This is a genomic window from Mesorhizobium temperatum (assembly GCF_002284575.1).
GTDB classification, from domain to species: domain Bacteria; phylum Pseudomonadota; class Alphaproteobacteria; order Rhizobiales; family Rhizobiaceae; genus Mesorhizobium; species Mesorhizobium temperatum.
Genome location: NZ_NPKJ01000050.1, coordinates 24907 through 42680 on the forward strand (window position 1 = coordinate 24907; position 17774 = coordinate 42680).

At 60.9% G+C, this 17774-nt stretch carries 18 protein-coding genes, 1 tRNA gene and 2 pseudogenes; 13 read left to right on the top strand and 8 right to left on the bottom strand.

The features are described 5' to 3' along the window. Positions 1–83: 83 nt before the first annotated feature. From ctaD to CIT26_RS17500, 5 genes are all read left to right on the top strand, one after another. Positions 84–1853, top strand: coding sequence for a cytochrome c oxidase subunit I (gene ctaD / locus CIT26_RS17480; protein ID WP_095493746.1), 1770 nt, complete (start codon positions 84–86; stop codon positions 1851–1853). Continuing rightward, on the top strand, positions 1850–2554 hold the full coding sequence (locus tag CIT26_RS17485; RefSeq protein WP_095493747.1) for a cytochrome c oxidase subunit 3: 705 nt from the start codon (positions 1850–1852) through the stop codon (positions 2552–2554). The genes ctaD and CIT26_RS17485 overlap by 4 nt, the downstream gene beginning before the upstream one ends. Positions 2555–2567: 13 nt before the next feature. Then, positions 2568–3290 (top strand): heme-copper oxidase subunit III family protein, encoded by a 723-nt coding sequence (locus CIT26_RS17490; protein ID WP_095493748.1) that lies wholly within the window; start codon positions 2568–2570, stop codon positions 3288–3290. 31 nt (positions 3291–3321) lie between these two features. After that, a complete protein-coding gene (locus CIT26_RS17495; protein WP_095493749.1) occupies positions 3322–3726 on the top strand; it encodes a cytochrome C oxidase subunit IV family protein in 405 nt (134 codons plus the stop codon). A 189-nt stretch (positions 3727–3915) separates the two neighbouring features. Further along, a complete protein-coding gene (locus CIT26_RS17500; RefSeq protein WP_065007814.1) occupies positions 3916–4389 on the top strand; it encodes an aminoacyl-tRNA deacylase in 474 nt (157 codons plus the stop codon). A gap of 52 nt (positions 4390–4441) precedes the next feature. On the opposite strand, the gene CIT26_RS17505 is transcribed toward CIT26_RS17500, so the two are convergent. The 3 genes from CIT26_RS17505 to CIT26_RS17515 form a co-directional block, all read right to left on the bottom strand. Then, positions 4442–5260: a DUF2189 domain-containing protein gene (locus tag CIT26_RS17505; protein WP_095493750.1), complete on the bottom strand. Its 819-nt coding sequence runs from the start codon at positions 5258–5260 to the stop codon at positions 4442–4444. A 401-nt stretch (positions 5261–5661) separates the two neighbouring features. Further along, positions 5662–6591, bottom strand: coding sequence for a heme o synthase (locus tag CIT26_RS17510; protein WP_095493751.1), 930 nt, complete (start codon positions 6589–6591; stop codon positions 5662–5664). Positions 6592–6726: 135 nt separating this feature from the next. Next, positions 6727–7104: a c-type cytochrome gene (locus CIT26_RS17515; protein ID WP_095493752.1), complete on the bottom strand. Its 378-nt coding sequence runs from the start codon at positions 7102–7104 to the stop codon at positions 6727–6729. 294 nt (positions 7105–7398) lie between these two features. On the opposite strand from CIT26_RS17515, the gene CIT26_RS17520 reads away from it, so the two are divergent. Both CIT26_RS17520 and CIT26_RS17525 read left to right on the top strand, forming a co-directional pair. Beyond that, positions 7399–8286, top strand: a complete 888-nt coding sequence (locus CIT26_RS17520) for an alpha/beta fold hydrolase (RefSeq protein WP_095493753.1) — start codon at positions 7399–7401, stop codon at positions 8284–8286. 75 nt (positions 8287–8361) lie between these two features. Next, on the top strand, positions 8362–8688 hold the full coding sequence (locus CIT26_RS17525; protein WP_095493754.1) for an antibiotic biosynthesis monooxygenase family protein: 327 nt from the start codon (positions 8362–8364) through the stop codon (positions 8686–8688). 94 nt (positions 8689–8782) lie between these two features. Here CIT26_RS17525 and tig read toward each other — a convergent pair whose 3' ends face one another. Continuing rightward, positions 8783–10255, bottom strand: coding sequence for a trigger factor (gene tig, locus CIT26_RS17530; RefSeq protein ID WP_095493794.1), 1473 nt, complete (start codon positions 10253–10255; stop codon positions 8783–8785). Positions 10256–10705: 450 nt separating this feature from the next. Between tig and CIT26_RS17535 the strand changes: the two genes are divergently transcribed. Continuing rightward, positions 10706–10790, top strand: a tRNA-Leu gene (locus CIT26_RS17535). Between the two features lie 161 nt (positions 10791–10951). Here CIT26_RS17535 and CIT26_RS17540 read toward each other — a convergent pair. The 3 genes and pseudogenes from CIT26_RS17540 to CIT26_RS17550 all read right to left on the bottom strand — a co-directional run. Further along, positions 10952–12247, bottom strand: a pseudogene (locus CIT26_RS17540) (aromatic amino acid lyase); the annotation flags it as partial. A 37-nt stretch (positions 12248–12284) separates the two neighbouring features. Continuing rightward, on the bottom strand, positions 12285–12869 hold the full coding sequence (locus CIT26_RS17545; protein ID WP_095493755.1) for a GDYXXLXY domain-containing protein: 585 nt from the start codon (positions 12867–12869) through the stop codon (positions 12285–12287). Beyond that, a pseudogene (locus CIT26_RS17550) lies at positions 12866–13983 on the bottom strand (DUF2157 domain-containing protein). Before CIT26_RS17550 ends, CIT26_RS17545 begins: the two are co-directional and overlap by 4 nt. 236 nt (positions 13984–14219) lie before the next feature. Here CIT26_RS17550 and CIT26_RS17555 point away from each other — a divergent pair. Together CIT26_RS17555 and CIT26_RS17560 are read left to right on the top strand one after the other, a co-directional pair. Then, entirely contained in the window at positions 14220–14360 is a 141-nt protein-coding gene (locus CIT26_RS17555) for a DUF1127 domain-containing protein (protein WP_091596947.1), read from the top strand. A gap of 54 nt (positions 14361–14414) precedes the next feature. Further along, positions 14415–14555, top strand: coding sequence for a DUF1127 domain-containing protein (locus CIT26_RS17560; protein ID WP_023802557.1), 141 nt, complete (start codon positions 14415–14417; stop codon positions 14553–14555). A gap of 381 nt (positions 14556–14936) precedes the next feature. Here the strand turns inward: CIT26_RS17560 and CIT26_RS17565 are convergent, their stop codons facing one another. Beyond that, entirely contained in the window at positions 14937–15488 is a 552-nt protein-coding gene (locus CIT26_RS17565) for a hypothetical protein (protein WP_095493795.1), read from the bottom strand. 150 nt (positions 15489–15638) lie between these two features. On the opposite strand from CIT26_RS17565, the gene trmFO reads away from it, so the two are divergent. The 3 genes from trmFO (at position 15639) to CIT26_RS17580 (ending at position 17734) form a co-directional block, all read left to right on the top strand. After that, the gene (gene trmFO, locus CIT26_RS17570; protein ID WP_095493796.1) at positions 15639–17051 is read left to right on the top strand and encodes a methylenetetrahydrofolate--tRNA-(uracil(54)-C(5))-methyltransferase (FADH(2)-oxidizing) TrmFO; all 1413 of its coding nucleotides are present in this window, start codon (positions 15639–15641) and stop codon (positions 17049–17051) included. Between the two features lie 76 nt (positions 17052–17127). Next, a complete protein-coding gene (locus CIT26_RS17575) occupies positions 17128–17418 on the top strand; it encodes a type II toxin-antitoxin system ParD family antitoxin (protein WP_095493756.1) in 291 nt (96 codons plus the stop codon). Further along, on the top strand, positions 17402–17734 hold the full coding sequence (locus tag CIT26_RS17580; protein ID WP_095493757.1) for a type II toxin-antitoxin system RelE/ParE family toxin: 333 nt from the start codon (positions 17402–17404) through the stop codon (positions 17732–17734). The genes CIT26_RS17575 and CIT26_RS17580 overlap by 17 nt, the downstream gene beginning before the upstream one ends. The last annotated feature ends 40 nt before the right edge of the window (positions 17735–17774 follow it).

The window sequence follows — 17774 nt, forward strand, 5'->3', positions numbered from 1 at the left end:
GTCGGGAAGACGGCGACGTGGGTTGAAATTGCGGCAGGGCTCGAAACTGTCGAGCCTGGTCGAAAAGGGCACGGAGTGTTCTTATGGTCGATATCACACCTGCAGATACGGTACCGCCGGCCGAAGTCGCGGAGATGGAACTCTACCATCCGCACAGCTGGTGGACGAAATACGTCTTTTCGCAGGACGCCAAGGTCATCGCCATCCAGTATTCGGCGACGGCCACGGCAATCGGCATGGTGGCGCTGGTGCTGTCCTGGATGATGCGGCTGCAGCTCGGCTTCCCCGGCACGTTCGACTTCATCACTCCGGAAGCCTACTACCAGTTCATCACCATGCACGGCATGATCATGGTGATCTACCTGCTCACAGCACTCTTCCTGGGTGGCTTCGGCAACTACCTGATCCCACTGATGGTCGGCGCACGCGACATGGTCTTTCCCTATGTCAACATGCTGAGCTATTGGATTTACCTGCTTGCCGTACTGGTTTTGGTGTCGAGCTTCTTTGCGCCCGGCGGACCGACCGGCGCCGGCTGGACGCTCTACCCGCCGCAGGCGATCATGACCGGCACACCAGGCGGCCAGGACTGGGGCATCATCCTGATGCTCGTCTCGCTGATCCTGTTCATCATCGGCTTCACCATGGGCGGCTTGAACTATGTCGTGACGGTGCTGCAGGCCCGCACACGCGGCATGACGCTGATGCGCCTGCCGCTGACCGTCTGGGGTATCTTCACCGCGACCGTCATGGCGCTGCTCGCCTTCCCGGCGCTGTTTGTCGCCTGCGTGATGATGCTGTTCGACCGGGCGCTCGGTACCAGCTTCTTCATGCCGGCGATCGTCGAGATGGGTGAACAATTGCAGCACGGCGGTGGCAGTCCGATCCTGTTCCAGCATCTGTTCTGGTTCTTCGGCCACCCCGAGGTCTATATCGTGGCGCTCCCGGCCTTCGGCATCGTATCCGACCTGATCAGCACCCATGCGCGCAAGAACATCTTCGGCTACCGGATGATGGTCTGGGCCATCGTCGGCATCGGCGCGCTGAGCTTCGTGGTTTGGGCCCACCACATGTATGTCAGCGGCATGCATCCCTATTTCGGCTTCTTCTTCGCCACCACGACGTTGATCATTGCCGTCCCGACCGCGATCAAGGTCTACAATTGGGTGCTGACGCTGTGGCGCGGCGACATCCACCTCACCATACCGATGCTTTTTGCCCTGGCCTTCATCGTCACCTTCGTCAATGGCGGGCTGACAGGATTGTTTCTCGGCAACGTCGTCGTCGACGTTCCGCTGTCGGACACGATGTTCGTCGTTGCCCATTTCCACATGGTCATGGGCGTCGCGCCGATCCTCGTGATCTTCGGGGCGATCTATCACTGGTACCCGAAGGTCACCGGCCGGATGCTGAACGAGGCAATGGGCCAGTTCCATTTCTGGGTCACCTTCCTCGGCGCCTACCTGATTTTCTTTCCCATGCACTACATCGGCCTGATGGGCGTACCGCGCCGCTACAACGAACTGACCGACATGACGGTGATGACCGAGTCGGCCCACGATCTGAACTCGTTCATCAGCATCATGGCGTTCCTCGTCGGCTTCGCCCAGGTCGTGTTCCTGTTCAATCTGATCTGGAGCATCCGCCATGGCCGGGAGGCCGGCGGCAATCCGTGGCGCGCCACGACGCTCGAATGGCAGACGCCGCAAACACCGCCCGCCCATGGCAATTTCGGCAAGGAACTGCCGATCGTCTATCGCTGGGCCTATGACTACAGCGTGCCGGGCGCCAAGGAGGACTTTATCCCGCAAAACATGCCGGGCTCCTTCGGATCCTCAAGAGAGCCGGCATGAGCGTCATTCTGGTCTTCCTCCTCGTGATCGTCGGCTTTGCCGGATGGTGGCTTTCCCACCAGCGGCTGATGGCCAAGCCATGGCTCGAGCAAGGTGTGATCGGGGATATTATCGGCCCGGAAGGGTCGACGCTGCCGACCGCCAAGATCGGCCTCGGCGTCTTCCTCGCCGTCGTCGGCTGCCTGTTTGCGCTTTTCACCAGCGCCTATTTCATGCGTATGGCGCTGTCGGACTGGCAGGCGCTGCCGCTGCCGCGCGTACTCTGGTTCAACACCAGCGTGCTGGTCCTGAGCAGCATCGCACTGCATTGCGCCTCGGTCGCCGCGCGCCGGGGCCAAATCGACACGGTCAGGCTCGGCCTCGCTACGGCTGGGCTCACCGCGCTTGTCTTCCTGATCGGACAGCTCGTGGCATGGCGGGAACTGACCGCCGACGGCTACTTGCTGACCGCCAATCCGGCCAACAGTTTTTTCTACCTGATAACCGGGATGCATGGCCTGCACATACTCGGAGGGCTGGTCGCCTTGAGCAGAACGACTGCCGGCGCCTGGAACGGAACACCGCCGGAGCGGCTTCGCCTCAGCGTCGAATTATGCGCCATGTACTGGCATTTCCTGCTTTTCGTCTGGCTCGCCATCTTCGCACTTCTGGCCGGCTGGGCCGCTACTTTTATCGAGATTTGCCGACAGTTGCTGACCTAGGAGGGCCTGGCGGATGGCAGACACGACACTGACGCATACTGGCCAAGCACAGCCGCGGCCGGCGGGCTTGCAAGGCGTCGCCGCCGACTGGTCCTCGGATCAGCGCGCGTTCAAGAACGTGTCCTGGGGCAAGGCCATGATGTGGATCTTCCTGCTCAGCGACACCTTCGTCTTCGGCTGCTTCCTGCTCTCCTACATGACCGCGCGCATGTCTACCCGAGTGCCGTGGCCCAATCCGAGCGAGGTCTTTGCCCTTCACATTGGCGGCTCGAATATTCCACTGATCCTTATCGCCATCATGACCTTCGTGCTGATCTCGAGCAGCGGAACGATGGCCATGGCGGTGAATTTCGGCTATCGCCACGACCGCCGCAAGACGGCGATCCTCATGATTTTGACGGCAGCACTCGGCGCGACCTTCGTCGGGATGCAGGCCTTCGAATGGACCAAGCTGATCACCGAAGGGGTACGGCCCTGGGGCAATCCGTGGGGTGCGGCGCAGTTCGGATCATCCTTCTTCATGATCACCGGCTTTCACGGCACCCATGTGACGTTCGGGGTGATCTTCCTGATCATCGTGGCGCGAAAGGTCTGGCGCGGCGATTACGAAACCGGGCGGCCCGGTTTCTTCACCAGCCGCAGGGGCCGCTACGAGCACGTCGAGATCATGGGGCTCTACTGGCATTTCGTCGACCTGGTCTGGGTGTTCATTTTCGCATTCTTCTATCTTTGGTGAGATGCAGACATGGCTTTGGTGAGAGGCAGATATGGCTGAAGCAACCGCAAATGGCCTGGGGCAACATACGCTGCACGGAGCTCAAGCGCATGATCCGGCAGCAACCGGCATCGCCCCTGCGGAGGTTCATCAGGAGCACCCGATCAAGCTCTATCTGGTGGTCTGGGCATGGCTGTTCATCCTCAGCGCCTGCTCCTATCTGGTCGATTATGTCGGCCTCCAGGGCTATCTCAGATGGTCGCTGATCCTCATCTTCATGATGCTCAAGGCCGGGCTGATCGTCGCGGTCTTCATGCACATGGCCTGGGAACGGCTGGCGCTGACATATGCGATCATATTGCCGCCGATACTGGTGCTGGTGTTCGTGGCAATGATGGTCTTCGAATCGGATTACACGCTTCTCACCCGGACGGTGTTTTTTGGGGCCGAGCCCTGACGCGCAATCCGGGTACAGGGTTTGTCGACGGCGTCTCCTGTCAAGAGCAGGAAACGCTATTTGCGGGCCGCTCCTGTGCCTTGAAACAATCGACAGCTGGCCCATTTTTGTTGGTAGCGGAAACGACAGAAGCAAAATGATTGCCCTCGTTTCCACATGCGTCGCGAACTCCAGCGAGGGAGGCTCAAGATGACGATCGCAAACAGACTGAAGGACTTTATCGACGAGAAAGGAATTTCCTACGACACCGTCGAGCACCACCGCACGTCGACAAGCAGGCAGTCCGCCATAGCGGCGCATGTGCCCGGCAGCATAATGGCCAAATCGGTGGTGGTTCATCACGACGGTGGCTATGCGCTGGCCGTGGTCCCCAGCACGCACAGGATCGAGCTCGGCACATTGCAGGACGTCATGGACCAGCGTATCGGACTCGCCTCCGAAGACGAGGTGGTTTCGCTCTTCGAGGATTGCGACACCGGCGCCATCCCGCCGATCGGCGCGGCCTACGATGTGCCGGTGATCCTCGATGAAAGCCTCGGCAATGCCGCCGACATCTATTTCGAGGGCGGTGACCACAGGACGCTCGTGCATGTCAGCGGCAAGGATTTCCGCAACCTGACCAGCGACGCACAGCAAGCCCGCTTTAGCTACCCGGCTTACTGAACGCTCTGGCCAACCTGCCGCACCGTCGCTCTCGCGGTGCGGCAGGGCTTTTTCAGTCCGCCGGTCTGGCGGAGGCCGGCGATTCCACAACTTTGCGATAGACGTGCCAGGTGGCGTGACCGAGGATCGGCAGCACCACCGCCAGTCCGGCGAACACCGGCAGCGAGCCTATGATCAGGGCGACGGCGACAATCAGCCCCCAAACAGCCATCACGATCGGGTTCGCCAGGACCACGCGCACCGAGGTGTGGATGGCTTCATAGGCGCCGACGTCGCGGTCGAGCAACAACGGGAACGCGACGACCGTGGTGCACAACACGACCGCGGCGAAGACGAATCCGATAGCGTGGCCCAGGATGATCAGCGTCCAGCCGCGTCCGGTGGCGAATATTTCACTGATGAAGCTGGACAGCGATTCCGGCGGGGCCGGGCCGAACACCTGCTGGTAAAATATCTGCGCGGTCAAAAGCCAGGCAATGAAGATCGCAAGCAGCATGATCCCGACCGCCGCGATGGCCGGCAGCGCCGGAGAATTCCTGACCCCGAAAGCGTGGCTCCAGGAGGCGTCGAGCCCGGCCTCCCGTCGCCGGCTGATCTCATAGAGGCCGATCGCCGCGAATGGACCAATCAGCGCAAAACCCGACACCAGCGGAAACAACAGCGGCAGCGCATTGTTGCCCGACGTCCAGACAGCGAGCACGACGCCGACAAGCGGATAGATCAGGCAGAGGAAAACGATATGCGACGGTTTGACCATGAAATCATCGACGCCGCGCTTGAGCGCGTCGAAAAGGTCGGAAACGCCGATCTTTCGAATTCTGGTGTGCTCCAGCGTCTCGCTGGCGCCTGCAATCACGTGAAAACTTGCCATGACCATTCCTCCAGAACCAGGTCCGGTAAGGTCGCGATTTCACGGTGCTGTCGTTCAGCGTGACTGGCCACGCAAAACCGCGACCTGCACCACGATCAACATACGCTCTTGCAGGGGATTTGTCGCCGCCCTTTGTCTTGAGAGGACGGCTCCGGTGATCCGGCTAGCTCTAACCGCCTTTCTTCGATATTGTCCAAGCTGGGTTGAAGGGTGAAGGTCATGGATGGAAAGACCGTTCTCATGCTCGGCCTTGGCGTAGTTATTCTGCTGTTGCTGGGGTTCTGCGCAGTGCCAATGTGAGGTTTGAGCAGGTTCGGGGCGCACCTCGTTCAGCAATTCGCCGATTCTCAACCCGGCAAGCAATCCGAGGATTCAATGCAGCCACGAGGCAGGTCATGCCGTCAATTTCCGGCTGACATGACGACACGCATTGCAATGGTATCGGCAAGCAGCACGGCAAAGATCGCGAAAAGATAGAGAATCGAATAGGCAAACAGCGCCTTTGCGAATTTCACCTCCTTGTCGATCAGAAGCTTCCAGGCATGCCAGATGAAACCCGCGCCCAATGCGGCCGAAACAATCCCGTACAATCCGCTTGCGAATCCAAAAGCCCAAGGGAGCACGCCGATTGGTGCCAGGATCAGTGAATAGACGAAGATCTGTTTTCTGGTCGAAGCCTGGCCGGCCACGTTCGGCATCATGGGAATGCCTGCGGCGGCATAGTCGCCGATCTTGAACAGCGCTAGCGCCCAGAAATGCGGCGGCGTCCAGAGGAAGATGATCAGAAACAGGATGAGACTTTCAGCCCCGACGGCGCCGGTGGCCGCGACCCACCCGATCACCGGAGGAAGGGCACCCGCAGCGCCGCCTATGACGATATTCTGCGGCGTCGTGCGTTTCAGCCACATCGTGTAGATGACGACGTAGAAGAAGATGGTGAAGGCCAGCAGCGATGCGGCAAGCCACCCAACCAGCACGCCGAGCGTCATGACCGAAAGTACGGAAAGCACCAGGCCGAAGCCGAGAGCTTCGCCTGGCATGACCCGGCCTGACGGGACCGGCCGCTTTGACGTGCGCGACATCAACGCGTCAATATCGGCATCGTACCACATGTTGAGTGCCCCGGCCGCTCCCGCTCCAACCGCAATTGCACCGATTGCAATCACGGCGATGACCGGATTCATTGCCCCAGGCGCCACCATCAGGCCGACGAAAGCGGTAAAAACAGCAAGCGCCATGACGCGTGGTTTCAGAAGCGCGAAGAAATCACTGACCGTCGCTTCCGAGATCTGGATACCGGTATCCTTGAGGCCGCTTTCCCGAGCCGACATTTCAGGCGACCACCGATGGGGGCAGGCAATCTGGCCGGCCCATCAACCGGCGGAAGAGCCAGGTTACTTCCTGGCGGAAGAACCGGGTTACTTCCTGGCGGAAGAACCGGGTTACTTCCTGGCGGAAGAACCGGGTCATTTGGAAAATTGCTTCAGATAGGCGATGACGTTGGCGAGATCCTCGTCCTTCTTGAGACCGGGAAACGCCATCTTCCCGCCTTTGATCATGGCCTTGGGATCGCGAAGATAATTCGTCAGGGTGGCGTCGTCCCATTTGACGCCGGACTTACCCGCCTCGGTCATGGCCTTAGAATACTTGAACCCCGGATGCGTCCCGGCCGTCCGGCCGATGACGCCGCTCAATGACGGACCGACTTTGTTCTGGTCCTTGTCCACGACGTGACAGACCTTGCACTTGGTGAAGACCTTCTCACCCGCGGCGGCATCCTGTGCCTGGGATGGGCTCGTTACAAAGGTCGCAACGGAGACGACGAAAAACGCGATTGCACGCATGGCATTCCCTCCCCGATCGCCAAATCTGTCTTGGACGATCTGCACCTGCCGACACTTTGGCCGGCATGCGCCCCTTGCACGACAGAGCGGAATATCCGCGTCTCCCGCATGGAATTGCGGCATCTACATACCACAGAATATGGCCGGCAGATAGAAGAAGTCGACCAGCAGGATTGCCGCCGAAGCGACGAGGCCACTCGATCGGCGTCGAGCGCAGTCGGAACGCATAGCGGCTAAAGGCGTTAGACCAGCTACGGTTCAACGTCTGCAAGATCAAAGATCAGAGAAACGTCCATGAACGACAGGAGCGTCCTGGAGGTGCGCCACGGCACCCGCACGATCGACGGTGACACGGTCTTTTACAGAGAAGCAGGTTCTGAAACCGCGCCGGTGCTGTTGCTTCCGCATGGCTATCCCTGCTCATCCTTCCAGTATCGCCGGCTGATGCCGGCGCTCGCCGATCGCTGGCGAACGGTCGCGCCGGATTTCCCCGGCTTTGGCTACAGTGGAACCCCCGATCCGGCACGGTTCGGTTATGATTTTGACGCCTACGCGACTTTTCTGGAGCGGTTCACCGACGCGCTGGGGCTCGGCAGCTACGCGCTATGGCTGCACGACTACGGCTCGCAGATCGGCCTGCGCCACGCTATAGCGCATCCATCGCGGATCAGGGGCCTCGTCATCCAGAATGGCGACATCTACGCGGATGCTCTTGGCCCCAAATACGAAACGATCCAGCGCTTCTGGCGGGATCCGTCACCAGAGAACCGCGCGCCGCTCGAAAAGGCGGTGAGCGAGGACGGCTTTCGCGCCGAGTTCGTCGGCGAAGTCGATGCCCACGTCGCTCGACGTGTCCCGCCCGATATGTGGAAATTGCATTGGCCGCTGATGGATACGCCTGTGCGCCGTGCGCTTTCAGTCGGACTGATGGAGAAGCTCAAGGCTAATCTCGACTGGTTCCCTCGTTACCAGGCATACCTGCGCGAGCAGCGGCCGCCGGCCATGATCCTTTGGGGACCGAAGGACGAATACATGCCTGAGCCGGCAGCGCGCGCCTATCTGCGCGATCTCCCCGAGGCCGAGCTGCATTTGCTGAACGACGCAGGGCACTGGTTGCTGGAGACCCATTTCGAGGTCGCCCTGCCACTGGTACGACGGTTTCTGGGCAAGGTCCTGCATTAATCGCCCGCACAACACCGCAGCGGATCCCGCCATCGCTGCCCCATCCTCATGACAACCCATCGAGAGGAGCACTTCATGAGCGACAACGCCACAATTGCCCGGATCTGGCGGGGAAGGACACGCCGTGATCTGGCAGACGCCTACGAGCCATATCTACGCCGCGAAGGCATTCCGCCGCTTCAGGAGAAGGCACTTGGCGTGCAGTTGTTTCGCGAAGATCGCGAAGAAGAAACAGAGTTCGTGACGATCTCGTACTGGCCTGACGTAGAAGCCATGGCGAGCTTCACCGGCGGCGACCCGCACAAGATCCACCACCTGCCGCGCGACGAAGAGTTTCTCGTTGAACTGCCCAAGCGAGTGACCGTGATGCAAATCCTCGTCAATCAATTGCCTCGCGACTAAGGGCGGCGGCGAGGACTGCAGCGGCCTTGCGACGTCGGCGGCAACGAAAAAGGCCGCCTCGAGGGCGGCCTTTCACATCCAGCACAATGCCGTATTATTCGGCGTCCTTGGCAGCTTTCTTCTTCGGCGCGGCCTTCTTCTTGGGCTCTTCCGCATCGTCTGCCTTCTTGGCGTCGGCCTTCTTCGCTGCGGCTTTCTTCGCCGGCTTCGCCTTGGCCGTCTCGCTGTCCTCGTCGTCGGCCATCAGCTCTTCCTTGCTGACCTTGACGTCGGTGACGGAGATCTGGCCGAGCAGATGGTCGACCACCTTCTCCTCGAACATCGGCGCGCGCAACGTGTTCAGCGCTTCGGGATTGCTGCGGTAGAATTCGAAGGCTTCCTGCTGCTGGTTGGCCGGATAACGGCGCACCTGCTCAAGCAGGCCGCGCTGCAGTTCCTCGTCCGACACGGTGACGCCGGCCTTCTCGCCGATTTCGGCGAGAACCAGGCCGAGACGCACACGGCGCTCGGCAAGCCGCATATATTCGGCGCGCGCCTCTTCTTCCGTCGTCTCCTCGTCTGCGAAGGTGCGGCCGGCGGCTTCCAGATCACGGTTGACCTGGTTCCAGATGTTGTTGAACTCGGCCTCGACGAGCTTCGACGGCGCCTCGAACGAGTAGGCGGCGTCGAGCTGATCGAGCAGCTGGCGCTTGATCTTCTGGCGCGTCATCGAACCGAACTGGTTCTCGATCTGGCCGCGCACCACTTCACGCAGGCGCTCCAGCGACTCCAGGCCGAGATTTTTGGCCGTTTCATCGTTGATCTCCAACGCACCGGGCTTGGACACTTCCTTGACGGTGACGTCGAAGGTTGCTTCCTTGCCGGCCAGATGCGCCGCCTGGTAGTTTTCCGGGAACGTGACCGTGACCTGCGTCTCGTCACCGGCCTTGCTGCCGATGAGCTGATCCTCGAAGCCGGGAATGAATTCCTTGGAGCCGAGCACCAGCGGCTGGTCCGTGCCGGCGCCGCCGCTGAAGGCCTCGCCGTCGATCTTGCCGACATAGTCGATCGTCACGCGGTCGCCTTCGGCGGCCTTGCCGGTCTTCGGCTCGTAGGTACGCGCCGATTCGGCGACACGCCGGACCTGCTCGTCGATTTCGGTGTCAGGCACGTCGAACACCTGACGCGTCACCTTGATGTCGGAGAAATCCTTGATCTCGATCGGCGGGATGATCTCGTAGTTCAGCCGGAACTCGAAGTCGGCGCCGCCGGCCAGGATCTTCTCGGCCTCCTTCTCGTCCTCGGTCATGATTACTTCGGGCTGCATGGCAGCCTTTTCGCCGCGCCCCGTAATGATCGAACGGGTCGAATCGTTGAGGATCTCGTTGACCACTTCGGCCATGAACGACTTGCCATAGACCTTGCGCAGGTGCTGCACCGGCACCTTGCCGGGACGGAAGCCGTTGATGCGGACCTTGCTCCTGGCATCGGAAAGCCGCGCCATCAGCTTGGCTTCCATATCACCGGCCGGCACGGTGATCTTGATCTCGCGCTTGAGACCGGAGTTGAGCGTTTCGGTGACCTGCATCATAGAACCTTTGTTTCCACCAATGAGGCAGCCAAACGGCTCCTGCCGTTTACAGCCTGCCGGTATGATCTTGCCGGGAATGGCTTTTGGTGCGGACTTGGCAATTTGTCCGCCCAACGCGGCTCAAATCCTCCAGAAATACGCTCCAAAATGTGAATAAGTCTTTGTTTTTCCTACTTCTTATCACATTCTGCAGAAGCGGATCGTCGCATCCCGTCACATTCGACACGCCTTTTGTCACAGGCGCGGCTAATTTTCAACCATCTTCGCGTCTACAGCGCCGCGCGTCCTCTTGGACGCGCAAAGGACGCTGTAGCACCTTGATTTTGGCGCATGATCCTTTCCGAAAATCGAAAAATCGATTTTCGGAAAGGATCATGCGCCGGCGAACGGCCCCTATTTTGACCGCGACATTGACAGAATGATGGCTACATGGGATTGCCGGGCGACGCGGATGTGGCGGAATTGGTAGACGCCCTGGATTTAGGTTCCAGTGCCGAAAGGCGTGGGGGTTCGAGTCCCTTCATCCGCACCACTGTGGTGGCCTACCTCTAAGACCTGGCGCGTGAACCATTCGGTCAGATTCGCAAGCTCAGGTCCCAGCACGCGATCGTTGCCGACCGGCGGCACGATGCTTCTGATGTCCGCGACGAACGACTGAAGCGCCGGAGGCGCCACGCGCTCGGTGACATGCAGTGCCTGCGAGGCGATCACCGCCAGCATCGCCATCGCGGCATCGAGGCAGCGGCCGGCGCGTGCTTCCTTCGTCCATGCGAGGAAGACCGTCGTGGCGACGTCGTCCTGGCCGGCGCCGGCCGATTCCGTTCCCGGGATGAAGGTTCGCTGGGCCGCGAGTTTCGCCTGCTCCAGATACCCCGTGATCGCCATCGGCACATAGCCGACATTGCCGTGGCCGTCGCTGTCGCTCCAGTCCCGCCCCGTCAAAAGCAGATCGGGCAGGAGCGAGACCTTGCCGTTCAAAAGCTTCGAGGCGTGGCGGTCGCACAAGAGGCAGATATCGGCCCATGTCGCTGCCAGGTCATCCAGGGCGGGTGTTGCCATGGCATTGTGATAGCCGCCCGTGCTGATGCAGCGCCCGAGCGGATGCTCGTCGTCTGGCGGGATGTAGACCGGGTTGTCCGATACCGAGGCGAGCGACACGGTCGCCGCGCGTTCCGCCGATGCCAGCGCGCGATGCGCGTGCCCCAGGATGCGAGGAATGATGCGATAGCTGACCGGCGCCTGATAATTGCGGCGCCCGGTGCCGGCGCCGGCAAGAAACTCCCTCAATCCGCGCAGCGCCGCTGCTTCGTGTTCATCGCCCCAAAGCGCGTCGAGCGCCGGGTCGTAATGCTCGAGCGGCGCGCGAAACGCCTCGATCGAAAGCGCAAAGACTTTTTCGGCAAGACGAATACGGTGGCGAGCCGCCAAGGCCGCATCGGCCACGAGTGCGGCAGCGCAGGGCGACCCATTGATCAAAGACCCCCGTTCCTTGACTTCCAGGTCGAAGCGCGTCGAAAGCTCTGCAAAGAGCGGATAGAGGGCGAGGATTTCACCGGCACCGCCCTGGCCGGAGGATGGCACCATGGGCATGGGTCCGCCGTCCAGCATCGCGGCGACGGCAATCGCCATGCGTGGTGTGGTCGCGGCATTTCCTTCGAGGAAATTCGCCAGCCGGGCAAGCACGATCGCCCTCACCACGCGATCTGGCAGAGGCTCGCCGAACGATGTGGCGGCTGCGAACGCCTTGATGCGTGCATGGCGATCCCGCTCGCCAGTTTCGAGCCGCCTACTCGCCAGTTCTCCCATGGCGGTGGTGACGCCATAGATGACCGGTACAGGGTCGGTTTCAATGAGACGCAGGAACGACGCGCGACACTCTGCGATGCGTTGCAAGGCCTTGCCGCTGATTTGCACCGTGTCTTTCTTCCAGGCGACGCGGAAAACGGAGCTGAGATTTATGTCTTCTCGTGTCGTCAGGATAATTGTCATGTTTTGATGCTGTCCGAGCCGGCCACGCTCTTCAATTCTAATAAAGCGGTTCCTCGAACAGCGTCTTGTCGCCGTCCATCAGCGCCTTGATCTGCGCCGTGCCATTGGCTGCGATTGCAACGCGGACGCCGAATGGCCGCACCCGCATGTCGTTCTGGATCGCCATCCCCTCGCCTTCGGGCAGATAGAAGCGCTGGATGCCATAGTCCGGCGCGATCGCCGTTGCTTCCGGGCTGAGATCCCAGCCTGCGGATACATGCCCCACGATGTCGGCTTCATCCGATGCTGCCGGCGCCGGTGCCTGCCCGAACCAGGCCGAGGTTGCACCCCAATAGCCGTCGGCGCCCTGCTTCAGCCTGACCACGATCGACGTGTCGTCACTCGTCCGCTTGCCGGCCGGAATGTTGCCGATCAGTTGCGTCGGTATGCGCGAAATCTCGTAGTCGAGCAAAATATAGTCGCCGCGCAGGAGATCGCGTGGATCGATCGGTTCGACCCTCAGCAGCACCGGCTTGCCGTCGCGCAAGATCGCTGCCCGACCGGCGATGATCCAGCTCAGGAAACCGATTTGGACGAGCGCCAGCACCACCGCTGAAATGATCAGTCTTTTACCGGTCATCATGCCGCCGCTCCTTCCACGCTCGAGGCCCTCATGCGCTTTTCCACGCGGAGGATGACAAGGGCAAGCAGGCCAAGAAGCACAGCGGCTGCAAGGAAGAAGCCTGCTGTGTCGAGCATCGACTGCAACATCACCACATAGATGATGGCGAGTGCGAAGGCGAAGCCGGCATAGGCAACCCAGCGCAAGCCCCTGCTCTCGCGCCCTCCCTGCACAATCGCCACGACAATGCCGGCAAGCGCAATGGCCGAGGCAATGCCGAAGCCGCTGTTGTAGTTGCTTAAATCGGCTAATTCGAACTGGATCATCGCCATGCCGGTGAGAAATCCGACCAGCGCGTGCAAGGGCAACCTGCCACCGAGTTGCAAGACCCTGTCGACAGGCTCGGCAGCAAAGATCGCAGCGGCGAAAAGGACCGCCGACGTGACAACGAGCGGGATGGCAACCTGCAGCGTGTCCTGACGCGTCACTAGGAGCACGAGATAGAAGAGGACCGACAGGATGATCAGGTGACGCGCTGCCTGGCTGCGCGTCCAGAATGAAATCGCAAACAGCACCAGCGCCATGACGACGAAGAAATGCGGGAATTCCGTGCGACTGAAATAGTCGAACCCCCTCAGGAACAGCCATGCGTCGGCAATGCCGACAGCAGCGACGGTCAGCGGGTTCGAGCGCAGCGCGACCGCCGCCAAGGCCGTGCCAGCGCCCCAGGTGATCAAGGCCGATGTTTCGTCGCCGGACAAATGATACATCTGGCCGATCAGCGCGATTGATCCGCCGAATGCCGCCGCGGCGATGATCCAGAGTGCCTCTCCGATCGCAGCATGGTCGCGTGTCTTCAGCACCGCGCCGCCGACATAGCCGGCGAGGATGATGGCGAAGAGCGCTGCCACCCGCGCCAGCCGCGGGATGGCTTCCCAATTGGCGGCGACGAAGATAAGGACGGCCGCACCAAAAAGCAGCGCCGCCATCATCGCCAGGATCGAGCCGAAGCTCAGTGATTTGCGCTCATTGGCCTCGACGTCGCGCGTCAGCGCGTCGGCCGTCGAGGCCTCAATCAGCCAGCCTGCAGCCATCGTGCGATATCGGTCCTGACGCGTGACGAATAGCTCGCCATGCCTTTCTCCCCCAGCTTGCTCTTTTTTCAGCCGATCCGGCCAAACCGTTGACGCTACGGCATTTTCCGATTCGGGCCTATCTATGTCGAAGACGTGATTTGGCGGCGATGGTGCATTGCACAATTTGCATTGCTGCCATGCACCAATAGCGCTTTTAAATCGATATGACCCCACCTATCTTCAGGGCGTACACAAAGACGGAATGATCCGGAAGAAAGACGAAACGAGAAATACCATGAACCTGATCCGCAACTACCGCAACTGGCGCCGCTACCGGGACACCGTTTCCGAGCTGAGCCGCCTGAGCACCCGCGAACTGACCGACCTCGGCATCAGCCGCAGCGACATTCACTACGTCGCCCGCAAGGCGGTCTAATCCTCTTCGGACCGCAAATGGTCCGAACCAGTTTGACTTGAAAAGAGAACGACAATGAACCTGATCCGCAACTATCGTAACTGGCGCGTTTATCGCTCGACGGTTACCGAGCTGGGTCGCCTTTCGAACCGCCAGCTGCATGATCTCGGCATCGTCCGCGAAGAGATCAAGAGCATCGCCCGCAAGGCGATCTAGTCAAGGAATTTCGGCAGGGTCGACCTCCTCCCCGACCCTGACGAATACGGTCAGCCTTCACCTCCTCCCGAGGGTTGACCACAAAAACGGCGCCCGCCGCACCTCCTCCCGCGGCGGGCGTTGTTTCCCCAGGGCGAAACAAATTTCGTCCCAGGGGCGAAAGGAATTTCGTCCCAAAAGGGTTTCGCCCCCTTTCACCAGGCGAAAGGAATTTCGTCAAAGCCGACCTCCTCCCCGGCGATGACGAATACGGTCGATCTTCACCTCCTCCCGAGGATCGACCAGCAAAACGACACCCGCCGGACCTCCTCCCCCGGCGGGTGTTGTTGTTTTTCAGGGTCGAAGCAGCCTGAGAGCCGTTTTGGCGGGATGTCCCCGTCGTCAGTCCAGCGCACCGCTTTCCAGAACGCCCCGTTTCTTCCACTGGCTCAACGGAAAAATGTCCGGTGCGCCGCCCATCGGCGCATACCAGGAATCCACCACCCATTCGGTGCCCCCGCGGTCGCTGATCACCGCCGTCCAATGGGGATAGCGTCCGTCGACAAAAAGACCTCGCGAAGCCTTGTCCTCGACCCTGTGAAACCTGAGCAGTTTTCGCTCGGCAAGATAGACCAGCAGCGCATGCGTATTGGTTGATTCGTCGACACAATCCATCTGGCCCCTGATGCGCGATGCACCGAATTCCGATTGCGGCAGATCGCGAATGCCGGTGGCCCGGAAAATGCGCTGCTCGAAATAGCGGACAGCCTTCGAAATAGCGGAGCGCTCGGCTTGGGGCGAACCCGCACCCGCACGCAGGATAGAGCGGAAACGCGCGCCGTCACCGGGGCCAAGCGCCAGCATCGTGCGATAGTTGCAACTGTAGCCGTGGCATATGGGGATCCGCTTGGAAGCCGTCGCGGCCAGTTCGCCGGCGGCCGCTGATCCGCCCATGGCGATCACGACTGTCAGAAAGGTCGCTCTGGCAAAGTTCCCGAGACTCCCGTCCATTCTCCGACAGTAGACGATTGCAGCACTTGGCGCCAACAGTCCGGCGAACTCCTGCAATTGCAATCGCAGCTACAAGAGATTATTTCGGCGCTCATGAACAAGAATCCCATTCACGTCATCGGCGGCGGTCTCGCCGGCTCCGAAGCCGCTTGGCAGGCGGCCGAAGCCGGCGTTCCCGTTGTCCTGCACGAAATGCGTCCTGTCCGCGGAACCGATGCGCACAAGACGGATGGGCTGGCCGAGCTCGTCTGTTCCAATTCCTTCCGTTCCGACGATGCGCAAACCAACGCCGTCGGGCTGCTGCACGCCGAAATGCGGCTGGCCGGTTCGCTGATCATGAGCGCTGGCGATGCCAACCAGGTGCCGGCCGGCGGTGCGCTTGCCGTCGACCGCGACGGATTTTCCGAAGCGGTGACCAGAAAGCTCGAAGCGCACCCGCTCATCACCATCCGGCGCGAGGAAGTACCCGGCCTGCCGCCGGCGGACTGGGACCAGGCGATCATCGCCACGGGCCCGCTGACCTCACCTGGGCTCGCGCATTCGATCGCGGAAGTGACCGGCGCCGACGCGCTCGCCTTCTTCGATGCTATCGCGCCGATCGTCCATTTCGACACAATCGACATGAACTTTTGCTGGTTCCAGTCACGCTACGACAAGGTCGGGCCCGGCGGCACCGGTAAGGACTACATCAACTGCCCGATGGATAAGGAGCAATATCTCGCCTTCGTAGGGGCGCTTGTGGCGGGCCAAAAGACCGAATTCAAGCAATGGGAAGGCACGCCCTATTTCGACGGCTGCCTGCCGATCGAGATCATGGCCGAGCGCGGCGTCGAGACGCTGCGCCATGGGCCGATGAAGCCGATGGGGCTTACCAATGCGCACAATCCATCGGTGAAGGCCTATGCCGTCGTGCAACTTCGACAGGACAATGCGCTGGGCACGCTCTACAACATGGTCGGCTTTCAGACCAAGCTGAAGCACGCCGAGCAGGTGCGCGTCTTCCGCACCATCCCGGGCCTCGAAAGCGCTGAATTCGCCCGCCTCGGCGGCCTGCACCGCAACACCTATATCAATTCGCCGACGCTGCTTGACCAATCGCTGCAGCTGAAGTCGCGGCCCGGCCTGCGCTTCGCCGGTCAGATCACCGGCTGCGAAGGCTATGTCGAAAGTGCCGCCATCGGCCTGCTTGCCGGGCGCTTTGCCGCCGCCGAGCGGTTGGGCCACGCGCCGGCGCTGCCGCCAATGACCACAGCTTTTGGGGCGCTGCTCAACCATATTACCGGCGGTCACATCGTTTCCGACGACGAGCCGGGAAAGCGCTCCTTCCAGCCGATGAACATCAATTTCGGCCTTTTCCCCCCGGTCGAAGCGCCGAAAGCCGAGGGAAAGCGCCTGCGCGGCAAGGACAAGACCATCGCCAAGCGACGTGCGGTAACATCGCGCGCGCTGGCCGACTGCCGCGAATGGCTGGGACTTGCATCACCGGCGACGGAAGCGGCGGAATAGTCCGCCTGTCTGTTCTTGTCGATCGATCGACAGGAGAGTAGGATATTATCCTACTCTCCACCACAGGAGCAATTCCATGGAGCCCGCCGAGAAACTGTCAGTCACCGTCACGCCCGCCATGGCGCGCATGATCCGCGAAAAAGTCGAGGACGGCTCCTTCGGATCGGCAAGCGAGGTCATCCGCGCAGCCCTTCGCGCCTTCCAGCGCGAAGAGGAGGAACATGCCGAGCGGATGGCATCGATCAGGGCGCGCGTGAAGGCGTCGATTGAGGACACAAGGCCAGGCTATTCGGGAGAAGAGGTTCGCGCTCACCTTCGGGGATTCGTCGCCCGACATTCGAGCCGTGCTGATGATTCAGCGGCTTGAAGTCGAGTATCGAGAAACCGCCAGGAATGATCTGGCCGACATTTTCAGAAACATCGTAGACACCGGCGGAAGTGCGGACGTCGCGCTGAAATTCGTCTTGCGCATCGAAGACCGCTGCCAGAGCATCGGCAACGCGCCTCGCGGTGGCCGCCAGCGCGACGACATTGTTCCGGGATTGCGAACGGTTCCGTTCGAGCACTCCGCCATCATCGCCTACATTGTCAGCGACGATCTCGTCCGCATCGTCAACATCTTCTACGGCGGCCGCGATTATGAGACGCTGATGCGCGATGGCGGATCGAACGAACCATCGTGATGGACAGTTACTCGCCCAGTTCAACGAGCGCGGCGGCAGT